This is a genomic window from Reichenbachiella sp., from assembly GCF_039941815.1.
Taxonomy (GTDB): Bacteria; Bacteroidota; Bacteroidia; order Cytophagales; family Cyclobacteriaceae; genus Reichenbachiella.
In genome coordinates, this window is sequence record NZ_JBDVDW010000065.1 from 396346 (window position 1) to 419546 (window position 23201).

Annotated in this window: 1 protein-coding gene; it reads right to left on the bottom strand. The window is 42.6% G+C overall.

Annotated features, from left to right (window positions below; all coding sequences use genetic code 11):
* Positions 1–87: 87 nt before the first annotated feature.
* Positions 88–23073 (bottom strand): LamG-like jellyroll fold domain-containing protein, encoded by a 22986-nt coding sequence (locus ABJF11_RS18860; RefSeq protein WP_348121737.1) that lies wholly within the window; start codon positions 23071–23073, stop codon positions 88–90.
* Positions 23074–23201: the final 128 nt, after the last annotated feature.

Sequence of the window (23201 nt, forward strand, 5' to 3'; positions counted from 1 at the left end):
ACCTTTTCGATCTCAAAAAAAATCAAAAATAAAAGCCCTTACTGAATATTCAGTAAGGGCTTTTTAGTTTCAGTCATTAGCACCCTTTTAGTGCGTGACCATTAGTTTCTTAAACTCGAATTTGGTCTTCTCTCCACGGATTGACATATAGTATAGTCCGCTAGGGAAATGATCAATGTTAAGGCTAAATCCTTCACTACCTCTTTGAATTGTACCTACTTCAAACACTCTACCCGTTTGATCGTAAACTTGCCAGTTCATATCCTCATGTATCAAATGGTCAAATAGTATGAAAACCTCATGATCGGTCGGATTAGGGAACATGTTGAAATCTTTAGCTTCCAACAGATCATCTCCTATGTCCGTAACAGTCGCAGTATTTTTGTTTGCTACAAAATCATTAGCGTTTTCTATTCTAACAGATTGATAGATTTCTTTCGTCCTACTGTTTTGTATAAAAACAATGGCTGACAAATTAGCATCATCTCTGATATTCGCAAGATTCCAAGAAACTGACAATTCGTCCAACGTCGGTTCACCATCTGAATCATCAAACATGAGTGGATCTCCGGCAGTCAGTTCAGAAGCCAGTTTGACATACTCTCCTGAGCCAGCTGGCAAGAGTTTTCTCATTACATATCCAAATCCGTCAATTGTCCCTGTGGAGACTCCAACTGAAACTTCTACAGTATCTTCCAGTACTGCCACGTATGCTCTAAACTCTGTGCCCGTCGCATAATCTTGATTCGCTATAAATTCTACGGTTCCCTTTATTTGAGAATCTGTCGCCGAAGGATCAGGAGTCAGTATTATTTCAAATCCAGGGTCTTTGAGTGAGTTCAAACTAAGGTCTGTCTCATCCCAAGTCAAGTCGCCAGATTTAGCTGAAGCATCCGTGCCACCAAACTGTCCATCAAGTATAGAGGTCACCTGATCAACATTATAATAAATAGCTCTTGCACTCGGACCTGCAGGATTGATCTCGTTGAATGGGTCTTCAAAACCAAAATCTGCATGATAGGCTAGTGTCACTTCATCACGCGCTGTGGTTGTGGCTGAAGGCAGAAGATCATTAATGTCAGATTTTAAAGAAATGGTTGCTTCATTCATCGCTATACCTTCTTCTGAATCATCATTTGTCGCACTTACAAATTGCTCAATCATTACATTTTTGGTTCTATCCTGTATGATAAAATCATCAATAGCAAATCCTAAGAATCCATCTTTGCTTGCATCTGTAGAGGCAATAGCAAACCTGAATTGTACCGCTCCTCTGTCTGCATCCGGTATCTCATCCAATTTATGTCGTGCACTAGTCCAAATCGGTTCACTTACTTTTCCAGACCAACCTACTGAGGTAACTGCACCACCGTTGGCTGTTGTCTGCTGTTGTCCTGGATCCGCGCCAACATTATCAAAATTGTACCATTCCAGACCGGTGGTTGCATTGTCAGCAAAAGTGCCCAAAGTCGTCCAACTCTGCCCTCTGTCAGTAGAATACTGAATTACCGCTCCATCCTTATCGTTCTCAAAATCATAAATCATATTGAACTGAACCATGGGTTTGGTCAACTGAGAAATATCAAAAGAAGGGGTATATAACCAAGAATCTTCTAAGGTGATATAATGATTATCTCCAGTGTCATCCAAGGTAGACCATATCCAGTTGTCAGAGGATACCGGTTTCTCAGGGTCATTTGAAATAATTCCGTCACCATCAAAATCTACCTGACTCCATGTCCAGCTAAATTCACGCAAGTGAGCTGTACCTGTTGCCCCTTCATCTTCATCAAAGATATCGATGGCATCATCCTTCATGGTTTCTGCATACCAACCTTCTTCATCCGGGTCAAATGTCGCAGTATTAAATGATTGGACATATGGGTTATCTGGAGTGACTTCGATATCCGAAATGATATTGACATCTCTGGCAATAGTAGTCTGACAATTATTGCCAGTAGTCATAGTCATGGAAACCGTATATAGCCCTGTAGAAGAATAGGTGTGCTCTATAGTAGGGAAATCATCATCCGACCCAGGTGTTGCAGGGGTAGGCGTAGTGATTGAACTTCCATCGCCAAAATCTGTATCGATTGTTACTATTCTACTGCTTTCAAGTTTCACTTCATTTGCAAAGAAAGATGTGACTTGATTCACAATTACTGTATCCCAAACAAAGGCCGGACTTGGACTGATTAGGACCGGAACAGATCTGATGTTGTCATCAGAAGGACGCTGTGGATTAGAAGCATCATCGTCATCGTCTTTTAATGGTAGGCCGTCGTTGTCGTCATTATTGATACAACCAAATGCTGTTTCCACCACAAGTCTGGCTTCAAATATTTCTTCCAGATCAGTAGCATCAGGAATGATGAAAGTAACAGCAGGACTTTGTACATATGATGTATCATATCCGACTCCTTGTTCAGTTTCGTAATACCAAGTGTAACTTAAATCTCCAAGCGAGTAGGGAGAATTAACTTCATCTGCTAACTCAGCATCAAACACGACATCTGGAGACTGACATCCACCTTCAATATCAAAAGTAATGACAGGCAAATCGTAAAGTCGAATGGTCTTTTGAACGTTATTTGAACAGCCATTATCGTCATCATAACTAAAACTAACCACGAAATCAGAATTCACATCACCTACGGTAATTTGATCTCCAAATTCATTCACCGGAGAAAATACTGCTTCAAGATTAGCATTAGTGGACAAGGTATTTCCATCAACAAAAAATTGTCCTGCGCCATCTCTATCAGCTATACCTGTCAAGGCTATGTCCGGTTCACTTTCACAAATCTCATAAGTGCCATTCAAAGCTGTGGCGTTGAGACCGGCGGTCAAACTGGAAATATCCAATCCTGGCAGGGTGTTTACAACCACATCTGTTGTAACCGAGTTAGTACATGCCGCAGCCTCTGTCGAGTTGGTGTATGTAAATGTCACCGTATGACTTGTTTGTGTACCTCCTTCTGTAACGCCTCCTGCATTGGCATGGGCAGTGGTAGGCAATACATCCGCTGTTCCATCTCCATTGTCTGTAATTCCGCTGACACCGGTGCTCAAAGAAAACGAACCTCCATTCACGTCAGCTGCATCTTCCTGCCCTTGCAGTCCAGCTGTTCCTGTGTCTACACAGAAACCGTTGGCCAAATCGTCTCCTGTCTCTACTACAATATTTAAGGTAGGCAACTTGGTGACTTCAATGGTAACAGTAATTGAATTTTCACAATTGGTTAAGCCATCGCTGTAGGTAAATGTAATGTCATGCATGGTGCTCGGATCGGTTCCATCAGTGACTCCTGCCCCTTGCGCTGCTAGCGTTGGGTTGAATGTAGCCGTACCATCATCGTTGTCGGTCAATCCGCCAAACTGAGCAGAGAAGGTTCCATCAGTTGCATCTAGACCTTCCTGAATACCTTTGATGGTAAATGTGGCATCATCGTAGCAAACCGCTGACGCGTCAACGTCCGTGTCATCTGAGGCATACACAATATTCAATTCTGGCTGAGGCTGAATAATTATAGACTCCACCGTGAAATTATCACAACTACTTCCTCCGTCTGTATAGTCGAATCTAATATAAAATGTATTTGCTACACCTATTCTGGTCATACCTGCGTCAGCCGCTATTTGAGCTGGGTTAAATTGCGCAGTACCAGTTCCTCCATCCGTAAATCCGGTGGTCGACAAGGCATTAACATTGCCATTTGCATCCGCAAGTGATGTAAATATGTCGAATGTACCTGAGAGTGCATTTGAGAATACGTTAGCTGATCCAGATTCTTGTCTTCCTTGTATATTAAATGTCGCCTCATCGTAGCATATAAATGTGCCGTCGATTTGATCGCCATTGCTGTTACCCCCAGTTACGGACTGGTAAGTTAGCTGTAAAGATGGTAATGGGTCAACCGTAATCGTACTTGTGATTGAGGTTGTACATGCATCATCATCCAGAAAAGTAAAAGTAATATTATGCGTGGTCGGCTCACCTTCAATTGAGTTTCCTGCTGCAATTGCTGCAGCCGCCGGATCGAATTCAGCTGTATTATCAGCATTATCTGACAACCCGCCAGTATCAATTGACCAAGTACCTGGACCAGTAGTCTTATCACTCGTACCTTCAATGGTAAATGTCCCTGCATCATGGCATAGTGCAGTACCATCGACTGCATCTCCATCAGAATGAGCTCCGACATTGTCATCGTATAGGATATCCAAAGTTGCCAAAGGATGGATGATAATGTCTATTTGCTGTCCAAAACTTTCACAGGTACCATCAGTAAACTGAGTAACAAAAATGGTAGTTGTCCCTGGTGTGTTGATATCCAATCCAGTAACGGCTGCAACCTGAGCAAATGTCACACTTGTCGTATTCGACGCAAACAATCCAGAAGGATTAGTTTGTGTTCCACTGGTATACCAATTGATGGTTGCTCCCACTTCGAATGCGTCAACATCAAAAGTTGTTAATGATACATCCGTAGCTTCACATATTTCATACTCATCAATATCAGGATCTGCAGACTCTACACCATCGGTGGAAGGTCTGTCTGGTTCTGGATAGATGACTACATCCACCTGAACTTCTGACGTATTAGCACATCCAGCAAAACCTAATCCATCAATATTGTTGTTTTCTACTCTGTATAGATAGAATGAAGTAGTCCACAAAGGAGTGGTACCCGTGATAAAGCCATCTGTATCAAATGTAGGGTCACCAAAAGTGCTTTCATAAATTTCTGTATCTACCAGAGGGTCTTCTCCTGATACGTTGTACCATCTTAGCAAGTCACCCGGATTGGCGTTACTAATAATAGCTACAGGTGCAGCGATATCATCGCAAGATGCTGCTATCGTATTCACCGTTGGTGCCTGTGGTGTTTCTAACACATGAATGGTTACTTCTGTAGGTAAACTTTCACAACCAGCGAAAGATCCAATATCAGATGTTTGAGTAAACCAAAAGCTATAATCACCTGAGTTCGGTGTTCCTCCCAAATTGGCAACAGCCCCACCATCAAAATCCAATTCGTCAGGTGTCAATTCAGAATTCAGAATTGTTTTTCCTGTAGGGTCATTCGTCGTAGTTATTCTATTTGTGCCTGCCAATGCATCAGCTTCGGTTTGATACCAATAGAAAGTCACTGCTTGTGGTACAACATCCTCATCTTCACCTTCAACCTCAAGGGTTGCGATAGTAGAGCCTTCACAGTAATAGAAGTCTTCTAACGTACCAGCCGCATCGTCCTTATCTTCAATAGGTGCAGATGGAATATCATATGTGTTTACCTGGATCAAAACTCCCGGGCCTTCACAGCCAGTATATATTGCACCGTTGACATCAATAATATCCGTGGTCTGAGTGATCAGGAAGTAGTTGACATCATCAGATGGTTTTCCAACCAAGAACAATTCTTGAGCTGTGATTACCGACCCTTCTCCCGTGCTACCATCATCAGCAGCAGCATTAGATAGCAGTGCATTTTTGTTTCCAGAAATGTCTGAAGTGTACCAATTGAATTTTTTCAACGCAGAATAAGAAGTTCCGTCAGCCAAAGTGCTAAAAGTCCCATCAGTATATGTACTAATTGCACTAAACGTATCGCTGGCACTCAAATCATCATTACAGAAGTTGAGTACGATTGGCGTACCAACCTCTCCTACACCAGCACCGTTACTTTCAAAATCCGGTTGATCAGCTTCGTCGTTATTGTTTTCAAAAACTGTAGCGGCTATAAGAATTTCTGCACTTTCACAACCATCAAAAGTTGTAGATGCATTTCGATCAGCCTTTCGAGTCACCCAGAAATAATAAGTACCTGGAGTTAAATTGCTGTATGCATTAATTGCTGAGCCCGTCAATTCAGAATCATCAATGGATGAGCCTTCTTTGATAGCTGTGCCATCGTCACCTCCTGGCTCAAATACTCCATCGCCATCATCTCCATACCAGGTATAAACAATTCCTGCCTCATTGATAGTGGTAATATCTGCGATAGCTGAGCCTTCACAAGTAAAATATTCTACTTCGAAGCCATCCGCCGTTACAATATCAGTAGGGGTTGCGTTGATATCGATGTCGATCGTTCGCATGGCAGACTCACATCCGTTGTAGATGAAACTTCCCGATCCAGCACCAGTATCAAAATCAGTTTGGGTAAACCCAATGCTGTATACTCCTGGTGTACCAGCTACAATGCCCACATTTGCAAGTTCGGCTACTGTCAAAGATTCAAGATCAGCATCCAAATCAGGAATAACTGTTTCAGGAATCCCATCAGCTCCAACATTGTCATAATACCAAGTGAAGTATGAATCACCAGCTAAACTAGTAGTAGCATAACTACTATTGTCTGCTGTCAATGGAATCAACGCATCCGAGTCACAGAATTCTAGTAAAATAGATCCGTCAGACTGAGCTTGGGCACTTGGCGATACATCATCTACAGAGGTATAGGTCACTAGCTCAGGAGTCGGTTGTGTGTCATAGATAGTAACTGTAATCGTTAGAACATCACTCAGGCATCCTACAAATGGCGAGCTTTCAAAGCCTCTTCTTCGTACGTATATGGTTGTTGTTTCTTGTTCTCCTGCTGGAGCACCAATACCCAAATCAGCCAATTCAGCATTGGAACCATCTCCGGCCAGAGAGAAGGGAGAACCAAACCCAATATCATCGTCCCATTCAAATATTTCACCTGTGATACCCTGCAGATCCAAGTCAAAATCTGTTGGAATTTCATCTTCACAGAACTCAAAAGCCACTTGAGCCACTGGATCAATACCACCTACTAAAGCAATTGTAGGTGTATTCGGCTTGGCGTATAAGTTGAATTGAGTTGTCGTGGTATTCGTACATCCCGGAGGGTCACCATATGCATCATCTGCAGCGTCCGATGACACCCGAATTTCATATAGTCCTTCACCAGCTGTACTCGCAGAAATACCAGCATATATACCGGTGTGGTTCAGCAATTCATCGAAGTCGATATTAGTCGCAGAAATAGATTCAAAGCTAGTAGACGAAGGTGAAACTTGTCTGATTTCATAAGAAGTAATCGTAAGGGCTTGTGATCCTCCATCATTGGAGACAGTACCCGTTATTGTTACGTCTGTGTCATCTGAACAGAAATTATCGCTCACGTCAGATACACCCACGCTCGTAATAGCTACAGTCGGTTGAGGATGTATGATAAATGTAAATGTACCATCAACAAAGTCTGTAAAACCATCATTGACTACTCTGCTGATACGAATGAGTTTGGTGTCGTCTACTGCTATTACGTCTATACCGTCATCGGACTGGGCATACGCAAGGGCAGGGTTAAATGTCCAACCGGTTGCAACATTATCTGTCCCAGACATCACACCACCAACAGGGTGAGAGAACCGAACAAAGGTATTTGTACCCAGAGTGGTCGCTTCGTTGTCCAATGTTGCCAGGACATCTAGTTCACAAATATCAGCAACAGGATCAACATCAAAAAGGTCCGTAATATTTGTGGCCACTGAGATAACAACCAGCGCAGTATCCGCACATGAAGTTGAATTATTCTGAAGTACATACTCTATACTATGAACACCGCTCCCCGCATCACTTGGTGTGAAAGAGGCCGTGTGTTGATCAATGCTTGAGGTAGAGGTATTACCCAACCCAGGGATACCAACGAAGAACCCCGTATAACCGCTTAGGTTACCGTCTCCTGCATTAAATGTTGCTCTGTCGCCTAGTAATGGTTGTGGATCAGACAAAGTTTCGGAGAAAGACCCTCCATTGGAAGACTCAACGATAACTTCCACTTTAGGATCCAGCGTGACTATCATTTCGGCAGTTATGCCGGGGTCACTCACACAACCGTTGTTGTCCGTCAGTGTCAAAGTATAAGTATGCGGATCAGTACTTACAAATGGAGTACCGCTCGTATTGTTAGGTGCTGTAAATGATGGATTGAAATCTGCTGTGGAAGTGCCCATATTGTCACCAGCCCACAAGAAAGTATAACCAGAAGCATCTAGCGCACTGTTTCCAGCATCGCCAATTTGAATATCTTCATGACTACATACCCCAGATAAATCTGATCCTGCAGCTGCTTCTGCATCAGGCAGAGCTCGGATCAATACGGATACTTCTAAAAATGTATCACTTTCACAACCATTACTATTTGTTTGGGTGGCATACACATTATAGGTTCCGGCTGTCGTGTATGATACGCCTAACAATTCAGCAAAGGTTGGATCAAGTGGATCTCCAATTCCTGCTATCGGGCTTGTATAATCAGGGTTACCAGGACTACCTCCATCTTCAGGATACCAAACCACATTGGTTGCAGCATTCAGAGTGAAGTCAAAATCTCCTACCTCGTCTACTCCTCCCAAACCATCTACATCATCAGGATCAATATCCTGACAGAAAGCAATATTAGTATAGGTATTCTGGGTTGGAGCTGTAACAGATTCAACATCCAGATTCATCATAGTAATGACGCTGCTGGCATCAAGTCCATAAATATCTGCTGCACCAGGGGTGGCAGTATCTCTGATGACCTCTCCGGTCGAAGATACATTATCAGAGATTTGTTTGATTTGCAATCCATTGATTCTTATGACATCAAGTTGATCAGCTGTAACATCGGTATCATAGGTAATGGTAATTGTGGTTGCAGTTACAGTTATTTGTAAGTCAGAGACATCTCCAATCACATTATCATTTGATACAGAACCAACGCCAGGTTCAAATTCAAAATCAGAACCAATACTCAATATAAGATCGACATCATTGGCACTTATATCTCTAAAATCATCTACGTTCAACTCTCCAATGACAATATCCTCTTGTAGATTGATTACATCACCAAATAGACAGGTAGTCATCGATGACGCTGTGTATGGGACGGCCACACCTACAGCATCGTTATCCACAACCGCACCTGTGTTGGTAGTGATTGTCCAAGAGTTAATCAGTGGACTTGGCTGTGAATCGTTGTCTGTGAAAGCACCTGCATCTACAGTAATTGTATAGGTAGTAGCAACATGTAGTGGATCCGTAGGATCAATTGTAATAATGTTTGTACCGCTTCCTGAAACCTGAGTAATATCCGTAACGGCAATGGCTATTGGGCTTGGACCTCCGGTAAGTGTTATGAAATTTCCCGATTCAGTGAACACCGGTCCTTCAAATTTCAAAATTAAATTGTCATCAATATCTATTGATGGTGTAGAAACTGTCCCGGCCGTTGCACTTGCAGCAGTACCTGAAGATGCTGTGATGACATCACCTGTCTGAATACCACCTGAGGTCTCTGTACCTATATATAGAATATTATTAACCTCATCGTTGTAAAGCACATCTCCTGAGCCTCCACTAGGTGCTCCATCAACATCGGGAGTTAGGTTGAACCTACCTGAAAGCCCAGTGTAAGGCACAGCCTTAGTAATGTTGTCCTCAGGGAACCAAGAAGCTGCAGGGGTAGGACCTGAAGTAGCTGTTCTAAAATTCCATGATCCGTCGTTAGAGTTTTGTACGTTGATACCTGCATTGGCTAAACCGGTCGCATCCACAAATGAATTTGCATCCAATACCACATAGTATTGCGTGTTTCCTACTACTTCTATTGGGAAGGTTACTCTTGATCCTGTAATTCCAGTAATGTCTGTATCATCTTCGATAGTTGCTTCTGTGGCAGGAATCGTCATGATTTCATAGTCGTTCGATACGAGTTGAATTCTTAGACTACCTGTGGATGCTGTTACTCTTTCTGCAAAATCAATTTCGATAGTACTGGTAGCAGTGCCTACACTTACCGCATCGTCGCTAGGTGTAATTGCTATTACTGCGGGAGCCGTAGCATCATTAGTCGTTGTGATATCCCAGGTGCCTGAGCCACCGATAATACCAGTCGATCCAGAGGCACCATCATTATCCAGATATTCCAAATCGGCAATCTCAATATAGTATGATGTGTTTCCAGAAAGCTCCTGTCCTACTTCATCAGAAATGTCGTAGGTGAATGTCACTTCACTAGTTGCATTGTCAACCACTGCAGATGCATTAGCCACTGGAATGGTGTGAGCCAATTTACTGTCACCACTATATCTGATTTCAATGTTTCCTGCTTGAGGGTTTACAAGTTCATTGAAAGTCAACACGATCTGATCCTGACTCGTAACATTAATACTACCAGTTGGAGCAAAATTGTTTACGATTGGATCTACTCCATCGTCTGAAGTCACAAATCTCCACTCATTGGCGGCATACCCGGCAAAATCATTGTAGTTGGCTGGTGCTTCGTTGATCACATCTGTAATTGCACCATTGTCAACAGTGATGTAATAGTTTGTTCCACCTGAAGGAAGATCAAATTCAAAGCTTAGCCTTGTATCAGAAACGTAGGTCAGGTTATCTACTACAACATTAGCAGCCCCAGCTCCGGTACTCCGAATTATGATGTATCCATCTACAGCATTTGTAATTGACTGCGTGAAGCTCGTATAAGTTGAGCTAGAATAGTTTATTGTACTTCCCAATTGCGAATCAAGAGAGACTCCATCCGAGGAATACCAGATTTCAAAATCTGTTGCTATAGTATTTGCTGCGGATCGGTAATCAAAGCTTACTCCTGAAATATTGGTAATAAGTGGAGTAGTCAAATTATCACCCAATCCAAATCCAATAGAAACGGCATCACCAACTCCTCCATCAGCTAATAAGTTACCTGATGCAGCTGCATTGGTGAATGAGTAAGTCCCGGTGACATAGTTTGGTGACCCAAAATCGAAATCTTCTGGCACTTCATTGGCTGTGTTAACACCAGCTCCCAGATCAGCGACCACGTCCAGAGTGGCGACAGCAATAGCATCTGCACTGGTATAATATAGATTTATTTCTCCAGTACCCCATGTAACATCTTCGTCGAATTCCATTACAAAAGTGCGACCTGACTGAGTGGTAATATTTGCGTCAACAGCGGCATTCAGATTGCTAACTATTGGGGCCGTATCATCCATTACTGTCGTGAATGTCCATGCAGGGTCTCCGCCTATCGCTCCTACGGTTGGGTTTCCGCTCAAATCAGCTAATCCGCCGTCCTCGATTTGGACAAAGTATTCTGTATTATCTTCTAAGGCATCCGTGAAAGGTCCAATGGTGATTTTTGGCCCTTGTGTGGAAACCAGTAAGATGTCGTTTGCCTCAGCTACAAGTACATCAACTCCCGGAGCAGCTGTTTCTCTTATTCGAACATACCTTCCTGATACCCCGTTGACTGGTTCATCCATTGTTAGTTCGAATGTAGGGTACAAGCTTATACCGCTGGCATCATCTACAGGTAAGTCGATCGAAACCAATGAAGGTGTTGAGCCCTCAATAGCCGTCGTGAAATTCCAACTACTCGGTGAAGAAATTCCGACATGTGCATTCCCCGCATAATCAGTCACAGCGCCGTTGTCTATCAAGACATAATACGTATTAAGCCCAGAAAGATCGTTAGCTGGATCGATGATCAACTGATCACCATCTAGCGTAACATATCCATTGTCAATTACATCAGGTGTTCCATTTGCCGGTGCTATGTCCTCTGATACGTCAAATGTATAAATCGGAGTAGTAGTCGTTGTAAGCTTTATCTCTATATCACCAGTACCTAGTGTAACAGGTTCATCATAGGTAATAACCATATTCGTGCTAACCACTACTCCTGACGAGGTGGTTGCTGGAGAGAGTGCCACACCTGATGGTGCTGTCACATCATCACTAGGGTCGATAGTAAAGGCCCATGTAATTTCATCTAATATACCAGCAAAGTTGTTTCCATTTAGGTCTTCAATAAGATTACTCCCAATCACAATGAAGTACTCCACTCCACCCGATAGTGGCAAGTATGAAGACATGTCAACTGATAAAGTACCTACTCCAAGATTATTACTTATTGACAGTTCAGGATCTGTTTCATCAAATTCTACAATAAGTAAATCATCATTCGGATCTCCTGAAGTGCTTGTATTTGCATACAATCGCAGCACACCATCATCAAACTGAATATCTTCGTCAAATTCGATAGTCAATGGATCTGGAGAAGCGTCAATAGGCCCGGTATCTAGATTTGAATCAACAATTGTTGCACCATTCGTTGGTACAGAAGTGCCGTTGAGTGAAGGAGCAGTGACATCACTGTTTGTTGTAAAGCTAAATACGTAATCTCCTCCACCGTTGTCGATGGAAGTTCCATTTCCATTTTCAAATACAGATTCTGGAATAGTTACCGTGATATTCTCGGCAGTAGCAAAAGCCGAAGCTGGAGTAATCGTAATTGTGCTGGTTCCGTATCCAGTGACTTCTGCTGAAGTCTGGCCATTAGTATTATAATCGATTGATCCTGTTGCTCCATCTCCTGTGATATTTATTCTATCAAGAGTGGTTGTGGCATCATTTAAATCAGGCTCGTTTACTACATCATCAAAGTTGATTATGATGGTAGTAAAAGTAGAAGCACTTGGCTCCAGGTCCACCGGATCAGTGCTAGTAATAATTGGTCCATTATCAGGTAAGAAAAAGTCCCAGTCAGTTGTATTTGTTATACCCGCATAATTGTTAGTACCAAAATCTACAAACGCCGTAGAAGCAATTCTTATGGCTACAGTTTTATTCTTTGGTAAGAGATTGTCAAGTGTAATCGTTACTAAATCTGTAGTAAAATCTTTGCTTGACAGAACAACCTTGCTTCCATTGGTGACATCAATGTTTTCAATAGTACTAAAGTCAGTCACATTAAGAATATCAATCAAACCAGTGCCGATTTGCACATCTTCCGAGAATTCGATGGTCAAAGTAGTAGTGGACACTACATTAAGATCGTCGTTTGCAGGAGTGAAAGCCTCCACGGTCGGTACCGTCGTATCTTGAATGGTTATATCTGTGTAAACCATATCTGCTACATCGAGGTCGTAGAAATCAGGTATATCATCTCCGTCTTCGTCGTTGCCAGTAGCGATCACAGATTCATCAAAACTATCATCGATAAAATCACCATCACCATCTACTCCGCTACCTCCGGTGGTAGCTGAATAGGCTACATCGACATGATCAGGTACCCCGTTGGTATTGATATCCACCAATGTCGGTATGTTATCCAAGGTAAAAGTCCCATTACTGAAAACGTTGTCAATCACTACATTGGAAAGGCTCAAAGTACCAGCGGTGAAATTGGCAGGAACTGTACTAATGACACTACCTGCTGTGAATGTCAACGAAGTAGCTCCAACTACATCCAAATCAATATTATCATTGGCATCCCTGGCTTCTACATCCAGTGAGAATCCGGGATCTCTCTCGATTACAAATGGATCGCCTAGATTAGAAGTCAGGTCTCCAGCCGTGCGAACGAATCCTGTAGCTTTGACCTCTAGCTGATTGTCACCAGTATGCACAAAGTTAGCGGTACTGGCACCTCCAGCAGCAGCATCGATGAACTGAGTTCTGCCTCCTCTATCTTCTGCAGCTGTAATGGTCAAAACAATCTGCTCGTTGTCTGTGATTTCTCCAATTCCCTGCTTGAATGTGGCCCAAACTTCAATGATTTCAGTAGCTCCATCTGCTGCATCTGTATTGTTACTATTGCCCCAATCCATAACGACGGTACTACTGGAAGGTGAGACTTCTATTTCATTGACTCCATTTCCTATGATTGCCATTTCATCAATGTTCTGCCATCCGGCAACATTAAAGGTAAGAGCGGTTAACTCGGTTTCCTGACCATCAGTATCTGGCAAAGCTCCACCATCTCTTAGGATAAACCTTGCAATTAATAACTCATCATCTCCGGTATCATCTATGGTGCCTGCGTCGTAGAGTGAATAGTCAATATTTTCTGGGTAGTTAAATGATGGGTCTTCAATAATATCAGATGTGGCTAATGAGACATCAAATAAAACGGTAGTCACAGGAGACAACGGTGGTGTATGATTATCTGTAAACGTAACCGTCTCATTCGTTTCAGCATTCGTATATATCAAATCAGACCAAGAGGCAACACCACCAATCCAATTCTGAGTAAAAGTGCCTACAAAATTACCTGGGGTTAATGCACTACTTGTGGCATCATAGTCAGTAGGTGTAGTATTGTCATAATCAAGATCAAGATTACCATTCGCATCCTGTGCTTCTATAGTTGCACTAAACGCAGTCGATAAACTAACTGAAATGTCTTCAAGGCCAGTAGTACCGGCGTCAGTACTTCCAGCAAAGTTTGTCAAAACCATTTGTGTGGCATTCACAACAACCAAGTTGTTTACTCCTAATGTCGGAGTAGCTCCGCCAGCATCTGAAGCATTAAACTGAGAGCCAGCAGCATTGGCTGATGCAGAGATCACTGTAAAGTCAATTTGGTTTGCATTGTCAACTATTCCAGAGATGGCGTTGAAAGTAACTACCACACTAAATTCAAAAGTTCCATTATCAGTAGCTGTAAAGCCACTGAGGCCAGTAAATACTGCTTCGTCAGAACCTACTCCTGTCAGAGAAACTTCCGATGATAATGCGGCTCCTGTATAGGCCTGATTAAACAAGGCTACTTCCTGAATTAGTGTTGGATTGGTAAATTGTAGTGTGATGGCGTCCAGCGTAGTTGACACACCATCTGTATCGGTTCCTCCACCGTCTCTTAAACTCAATTCACCTACCTTCAATCCATTAGCTGAAGTTACCGTAGCTCCGGTGTGACTGGCATAATCCAATGTGGCTGACAACGTACTGTTGTCAATGATATCAGAATCGTTGTTATAGATATTAATAGTAGTATTCGCTGTTGAACCTGCACCTATTCCGTCATTCGGAATCAAGTCCAAAGTCACTGAGGCCAATGGCGTTGGGTTAGCATTCGAATAAGTTACATTTCTTAGAATGGTATTAACATCGGTGAGTGTTGCATCATTGATCGTATTAAAATCAATGGTCAGCGTACCGGACGCATTTGTAAATGCGGCAATTGGGGTACCGCTTCTCTCGATATTGGCCCCGTTCAAGATATAGGTGGCGTCATCATTGTAGGTAAATACATCAAAGGCATTCGCTCCACCGCTTCTCATAATAGTAATTGAAGAGCCATCGAAATCATTGGATGTGAGCAGATCGGCATCTGCATAGGTAGCACCATCCTCTATGATTACAGCACTTCCACCCTCCAAGTAAGGATTATCTGCAGTCGCTGCTATGGAAATAGATGGCAAGTCATTCTGAGGGTTGACTGTAATATCTACGTCTGCCTGGTTTCCATCTCCAATACCATCGTTGAATACAAAACTTACTGTTCTTACATTTCCTGTTGGATCATTATTGTTGCTATTGCGGTAGGTGATATTTCGTAGCACAGTTTCTGTGTTAGACATATCTGCTGTAGCATTGAAGGTAATAACCAAATCGCTAGCACCAGTACCTCCGGCAAAAGTGCCTATGTGAGTTCCTGAAATGCTAATGTCCCCAGTTGTGGGATCATCTAATGTGATAGTACCTCCAGTATCTACACTCAATACGTCTTCGGCATCCACACGATTGTTGGATATAGATACTGTGAGTGTTGATCCGGTAATGGTGGCCGGATTATCACCGTCTGTCAAGGTTGCCGGCGTCGCGCTATCAATTATAGTTGCAGAGCTGCCTTCAGTAAATGTGAAATCATCTGTTGCATCAAGATTGGCTATTTGACCAAGATCATTGACAGCAACTACAGTTATATCAACATTTGCCGGATTACTATCTGCACTTCCATCATTGTAAATGAACGTAACCGTTCTGACACTAGCTACCGGCACGGCAGAATTGATATTGTTATAAGTAATATTTTGAAGAATATTAGTTGCATCTGCTAGTGTAGCATTAGCAGTAAACGTTATCACCAAATCGGTACCTGAGGCACCTCCAGCAACAGTTCCCATATCCGTTCCTGTAATTAATATATTGCCTGGAGTAGTGGTAAGATCAATTTGACCAGCTCCTGTCCCCTCGTCCACAATACCCAATTCATCTTCGGTTACCTCTACATTATTAGTGAATGATACGGTAAGTGAAGCTCCCAACAAGTTGGCAGGTGCATCTGCATCTGAAATAACCGCTGGAGTCCCCCCATCAATAATTGTGGCTCCCTGATCTTCATTAAAAGTAAAATTATCTGAAGCATCTAGATCGCTAATGACTCCAATGTTGGCTCCAACACCTTCTACATTGAATACATAGACACCTTCAGCATCCGGATCATCACTATTGATGGTTACAGTTTCACTAAATGTATTTGCAGTAGCCGGAGTAAAATCAATATTAAAACTTTGTGTGACTCCGGGAGCTAGTGTGAGCGGGAAACCTGGCCCACCTGTAATAGCTGTCAAATCCTCTGTAAATGCCGCTCCATCGGGGTCAACCGTAGAAACTGTGATGTCTCCTGCAGCCGTGATGGTCAAACTTGCAAATCCTTCATTTACAATATCGTAAGTAATGGTGGTAGTTGAAGTCAGATCTCTGGTCTCAAAATCCGTCTCGAGAGTTGTGTTGATTGCGGTTTCGCCGTCAGCGATAAGGTTACCGTTAATCGATCCATAAATGCCAATGTTGGGTGTAGTTGCAGCTGTGGACGCAAATGCAGTAGAAACATCAAAATTTGACACAGACCCGGAAACAGCCGGAAAGCCTGTTCCTGTAAGTGTACCAGCGTTGTCTCCTCCTTGCCCGCCACCAGAGGCAAAATCTGCAATAGAAGTAATATTTAAGCCTGTTGCACTGTTGTCTCCTACGGGATTCCCGTAATTGAAATCATAATAGGCCATCAAATTAGCTTCCCCAGTTGGAGTCACTATTCGGGTTGCAGCATTCGCTCTAATTTCAGAGGGGGTTCGCTCAACGTTCCAGATACGTACTTCATCAATCACTCCATCAAATGGACTTGTATCGTCTTGCCTTATTCCAATTCTAAGATCAGCTGCTGCCTGTGTCGACCCAGCTAGAGCATCGATACCTACTGAATTTGTCAATAATTCTCCGCTGTTATAGAAATTTACTCCGGCGGCAACACCTCCCCCATCATATGAAACAGCTAAGTGTATCCACTGATTTAAAGGAATAGTTTCAACCGTTGTAAGTGATATCTCATTATTAACGCCACCATCAGACGTTAGGGCTAAAAATGGTCTTTGCGAAACGATACTGAACCTATATCCTCGAATAGGAGGTCCTGTCTGAATTTTATTCAGAATTGTTCCATCGGCCGTGGCATAAACCCAGGCTTCAAAGGTGAAAGGATCATTAGAATCGAAATCAATTGATGTGTTATCGGCAATGTTTATGTAGTCATCAGCTCCATCAAACTCAAGGGTATTGTCTACTGCGTCTACCAAGAAGTTGATTTCAAAGGTTCCCTCATCAGCATCATCACTATTTATGGTAATAGTTGCTGCCTTATCATCAGTGTAGGTAAAGTCATTGTTAGCCTGATAAGTGACTGTGAAGGTCTCAGAACCAAGAGCTGCAACAGTGGTAGGTGCCCCGGATACAACAAAATCCGTATTGTTAGACACAATCGAGCTAATATTTAAAATTGCTCCTCCTGTATTGTTAATGGTAATAACTCTTGCGACGGCAGAGTGTATGCCTATATCTCCCATGTCTGTATCATCAGAAACGCTGGCTGCTTCTCCGTCGGTAATCACAGATCCACCGGCACTTTCTATGTCTATCTCGGGATTGGATCCACCAAATCCCTGTATATCAAATGTGTATGGGTTATTGTCTCCATCATTTGCGACTTGCACAGTCACAGTTTTAGTACCTGCTGATTGTGGATCGAATTCAATGGTGAATGTATTCACTGCTCCGCTTGAGACAATTTGTGAAGGCTGCGCAGTAATGCTAAAATCAGGAGTAGCTGATCCAAAGGAAACTGAAGTTGTAGAAAGCAGATCCAAATCTGTACCTCCAATGCTTGCAATATCAAATGTTACCGTGGCGACTGCGCCTCCGGCTCCATCAAGAGCCACTGCTCCAAAATCCCTATCATCACTTAGACCAAATCCTGTCTCTCCATTTGCAATATCGATTTGGGCCGAATTGCCTCGAACTACCATATCTGCAGCACGCACGTACGACTTTACCCAGTTGGAATTATTGACATCGGCAGCTCCCAGATCAAATCCGGGACCAGTAGCCAGTGTTCCATCATAAGTAGCTCCCAAATCATCACTATTAACTAAAGTAGTCACCCCACCGTTAATGGCTCCGGCAACACCTTCATCGAATCGGTAGTAGACCATTAATCCGCCTTCATTTCCGCTAATAGTATTAGCCATTACAAATTGTACCAGATCCTGATCAAATCCAGAATCCCAGAAAATCAATTCATCGATTGCTCCATCGAAATACCCGCTGCTTGCGTTTCCATCATCACCAATACTCAGACCTGATCCGGCGATTGCCAGTGATACAGAATTATTTACTTGTGGTGCTCCATCAAGTACGCCATTAATATAGAAGAAAGTATTTCCTCCACTTTGGCTGGCTATCGCAATATGAGTCCAGACACCCTCTTGTACAATACCGGCCGCGGATTGTGCTTCTAATGAGCCTACTCCATCATATACTTCAATAGTACCGTTATTAATAACTATAGAATTGGAGCCACCTCCACCTTGCTCTGAAAGCAGTCCATTGATACCCGTGGCATCGTCCATTTTGAGCCAAGTCAGGAATGTCCAACTGTCGGCGGTAGATATATTATTAAAAATATCTTCCCCACTTGCGATATTGACCACATCATCAACCCCGTCAAAATCCAAAGCATTGTCGTCCAGAGAGTAGGCTGCAATATTGAAATCATAATCATCTTCACCAACTGTAGGGTCGTCGGTATTGATGTTGATATTATCCCCGGTCGTGCCATTATTAGCACCGGTAAATCTTGCAATTACATCAAAGCTTTCGCCTGGCCCCAAGACCGTGGAAGCCGGAGGGAACTGATCATAGCTAAAGTCACCAGTAATCGTACTGATACTGTTTATGGTTAGGTCATTCAGTCCGTCATTTGTGATGGTATAGGTTTGAGCAATGGAAGAACCATTATCGGCCCTTCCCATGAATGTAGCTAGATCCAAAGTTGGAGTTGAATTACCGTCTCCGATCTCTTGATCCAGTCCATTAAAGAAGTTGTTAGTAACAATTATGTCCTGTAAACCTGTGGTCGAAAAGGCATTAGATTCTACATAGTTACTCTCATCGGCTAAAGTCCCTCCTTCAAAATCAAAATTGACAAAAGCCGTAGTAAGACCTGAAGTCGAAAGATCCGTAGGAGAAAGGGTTGTGTTTTCTAGTGATGTACCTTCTGTTACTCCATCGTCCATGTTGAAATAGGCTACCAAACCGGATTCTGATCCAGTCAATTGTACCATGGCATGTTGTCTTAGTTCAAACGGAGTCCTGGCGATATCCCAAATTCTGACTTCATCGATTTGCCCGTCATAGTTGTTTGCAGCGTTGAATGAATAACCCAAATACGTCTCTCTTAATGACCCGCTTGAGGCTGTACCAGTAATGTCGGTGTTGTCTTCTTCTATACCATTGACGAAAATTGTTAGCTCAGCATTGTCGTAAGTCATGGCTACATGTGTCCATGTACCAGTTCCAATAGTACTGGAAGAATTCAATAGCTGTGGAACCCCTCCAGCAATAATTGCAGCTTCAAGATTACCTGCAGGAGTAACTGCCAGATAAAATTCTCCATCATTGGTAGATCCTGATTCATCGTATCGGCCAACAATGTAACTATTGGTACCTCCATAAGAGTCCAGTTGAATCCAAGCCTCTACAGTTAATTCATCATTGGCATCAGCAGGATTAAAAGAAGTCGGAGTAATATTTAGACGGTCATCTGCTCCATCCACTGATCCTTCGAAATGAAGTGAATTATCCATCGAATTAGCTTCCATGTTGAGCAAATAAGTGGTCTCATTGGGATCACCAGCGCTGGTAATCGTAATTATGGCACGGTGCTCACCATAAAAATATTCGTTGTTTGCCTGATATACTACATCAAAAGTCTCTGAAGAGGCAGCTGTAATCGAAGCCGTTCCTGCAGAAATATCACCAATACCTGACCATCCTGTCACAACAAAGTCTGATTCATCAGACGTAACATTAATGCTTGAAAGTATAGCGCTTCCGTTGTTTTCTATAGTGAAAGTTTTAGTAATGATACTATTGATACCCAGCTGAAACCATGAATCTGTACTACCACTTGGGCTGTCATCGGAATTGATCGGATTTCCGTTGCCTGTTAAGTCTATTTCAGCTTGCGCTGCGCCAACCCCTGTTACGTCAAAAGTGTAGGGATTTTCATCAGGATCATCACTCCCAATGGATACCGTTGCATTGTATGTGACTGATCCAACTGGAGTAAATTCCACATCAATAAAGTAACTACTGCCAGGTGACATAACAAGCGGGAAATCTCCAGCATTAAGATTGAGCGTAAACTCCGCATCGCCAGTAATTGAAATATTTCCAACAGCAGAAATGGTCAAATCTGAAAGCCCAACATTTTGGATTTCATAGAATTTACTTTGTGTATATCCTGTGGACTGAGTTTCCCAGTCAGTATCATAAGCCGTCGAAGCCGTACTGCCATCTGGTATTTCAATGCCAAACTGATCAGACAGGTAGATGTCCTGTGCAAATACTGTCGGTACTAATGATTCTACGAAATTTGATTCGTAGTCAGAATCTGCCAATGTGAAATTGACCAGTGCTCCATTATAAAAGCTACCTCCATGGTCTAAATTCTCATCGATTAGTTCGGTGATTAAGGTATTGTCATTTCCAGCATCACCCTGATTAGATTTATAGTATGCAATCACATTAGCATTGGGCAAAGTGATGCCAGTGGTGGCGTCAGTAGTAATCTGAGCAGGTGTTCGAGCGACGTCCCAGATGGCAAACTCATCGATGGCTCCATCAAAATTATTGCCTCCTCCGAAATCCTGACCAATTTCAACATTTGTATCGGTGGTATTCAGTCCGGGTATGTTATGTGTGGTCGAACCCGCAACTCCATCCAGATACATGGTCACTGTTGTACCATCAAAAGTGACTGCCACATGATGCCAGTCATTGTCAGCTACGAATAAATTAGAGGTGAGTGGTGTTGTTCCGTCTGATGAAAATACAACTTCGTCCCCTGCATCAAATCTCAATGAAAAATAATTATCTGTAGAGACAGCTCCATAAGCAAAAAGTGTTTCCGAAGTTGCCAGGTTATCTCTTTTAACCCACATTTCGAAGGTTCTGGAAGCATTGGCAGTCGGTGCCACTCCTGTCAGTGGTAAGTCAACCAAATCTCCATTACTTGCATTGAATTGTAGCGCATTTTCATCCGGGTCTTGAATAGTAAAGCTTAATGACGCAATGGACAATAGATTATTTCCATCTTTTTGGATATAATAAGCTACATCCGTGCCTATTGGAGAATTGAACAGCGGCTCTACCTGCCCTTCGCCATTTATACCTGCACCATAAATTCCAACTTTTGACCCAAGCGGCACAGCCACTGTCTGCGCTGATACAAGCTCCTCTCCGCTCACAGATCCGAAGCCTGGTGCATTGCCAGTAATTGTAGCATCTGTCAAATCCGTAGCTGAAGGAGGGGTGACTGTGGCTAAAAAATCAACCGTAGTACCTGAAACATAATCAACTGATCCACTTTCTATTGCTCCACCGGTATTTAGGTTGGACTCATTGTCGAGAACTGTGGCTAAATCCACAGCAGTACTTTCGAATACAATAACACCACCTCCAGTAGCGTCGAAGTTGTAAGAATTACCACCATCCACATCATTATTCGCCACATAAATATCGGCTACAAACGAATTGAAGGTACTCAACAGGATACCGTCTGAAGCACCGGCCGAACCAGGAACGAAGTTTCCGTCGAGGGTGATATCCACAGTACCACCATTACTGGCATCATCCAAATTCAATTGAATACCAGCGGCGCCATTGGTTAAATTGACTTCGTTGTTGGAAATTTTTGCTACATTATGAGAATTGGTGTTTGATGATATTTGATAATCAATACCCACCTGATTTGAACCAGAAGCGCCAAGGATGTTACCATCAATTTCTACATCTATTAAAGCGTCATCCTGGACAGAGACCTGAATACCGGCGACAGTATAATCATCAATAAATGCGCCTCCTGCTCCATCGTTGTTGTCATTAATTCGAACAATCCCTGTTCCAGCATTAAAGTTGGCACTAATGCCATATGCTGAGGCAGAAACGTTATTTCCAGAGACATAAAATTCCGTATTTCCAGAACCATTGTTGACTAGATCTATGCATCGGCCAGTACCGTCACTTACAACAACATTATCGATTATAGTTGCCAATATCTCACCACTCGAGACGTTTCTCGTATATAATCCACCCACATTGACTGAAAATTCATTATTATCAACAACCACATTATAAACATTGTCAGTTTGGTTGATGATTCCGAGGCCTGGAAAACTGTTAGTATTGAAAGCTGTACCAACTACACCTATACTATATGATACTCCTCCGCCAGCAATTCGATCGTAAAGCACCGCATGAGTTGTACCAGCAGTAACATTTTGGATCGCACAATTCGTTAAATAAAAATCATTGACATCTGTAAGATTGATGGACACGCCGTCGAATACTATGCCATCGATTGTCAAATTAGCATTAAACGAACCGCTATTATAGATTTGATTTGCTCCCCCTGCATCATCAATAGTAACCACGCCTTGACCGGTTATCGACAAGTCTCCAGGGGTTGCACCATTCATGAGACTGAGATCTAAATCTGCTGTTGGGGAGTACGTCCCGCTTCCAGTCTCGATGACGATGACATCTCCAGGTGTAGCTGCATTGATGGCATCCTGTATGGTTGTATAATCTGCTCCACCAAGGTTATTAACTGTTATTACATCAGCTAAGGCTCGGCCGGATCCAAATACAAAAAGAATAAGACATAAGAAGAGCGTGCGCAGTCTGCGTGAAGGTAAATTCTTAAGCATAGCTTGAGGCGTTAACATTACAAAAATCCAATTTCCAATCAGTAAATTACGGGTGTAATTTTTTTTATGAGGGGTTGAACTTTTCGAATAACACCTTTTTTTTATTGCACTTTCCCAATTTGCAATAG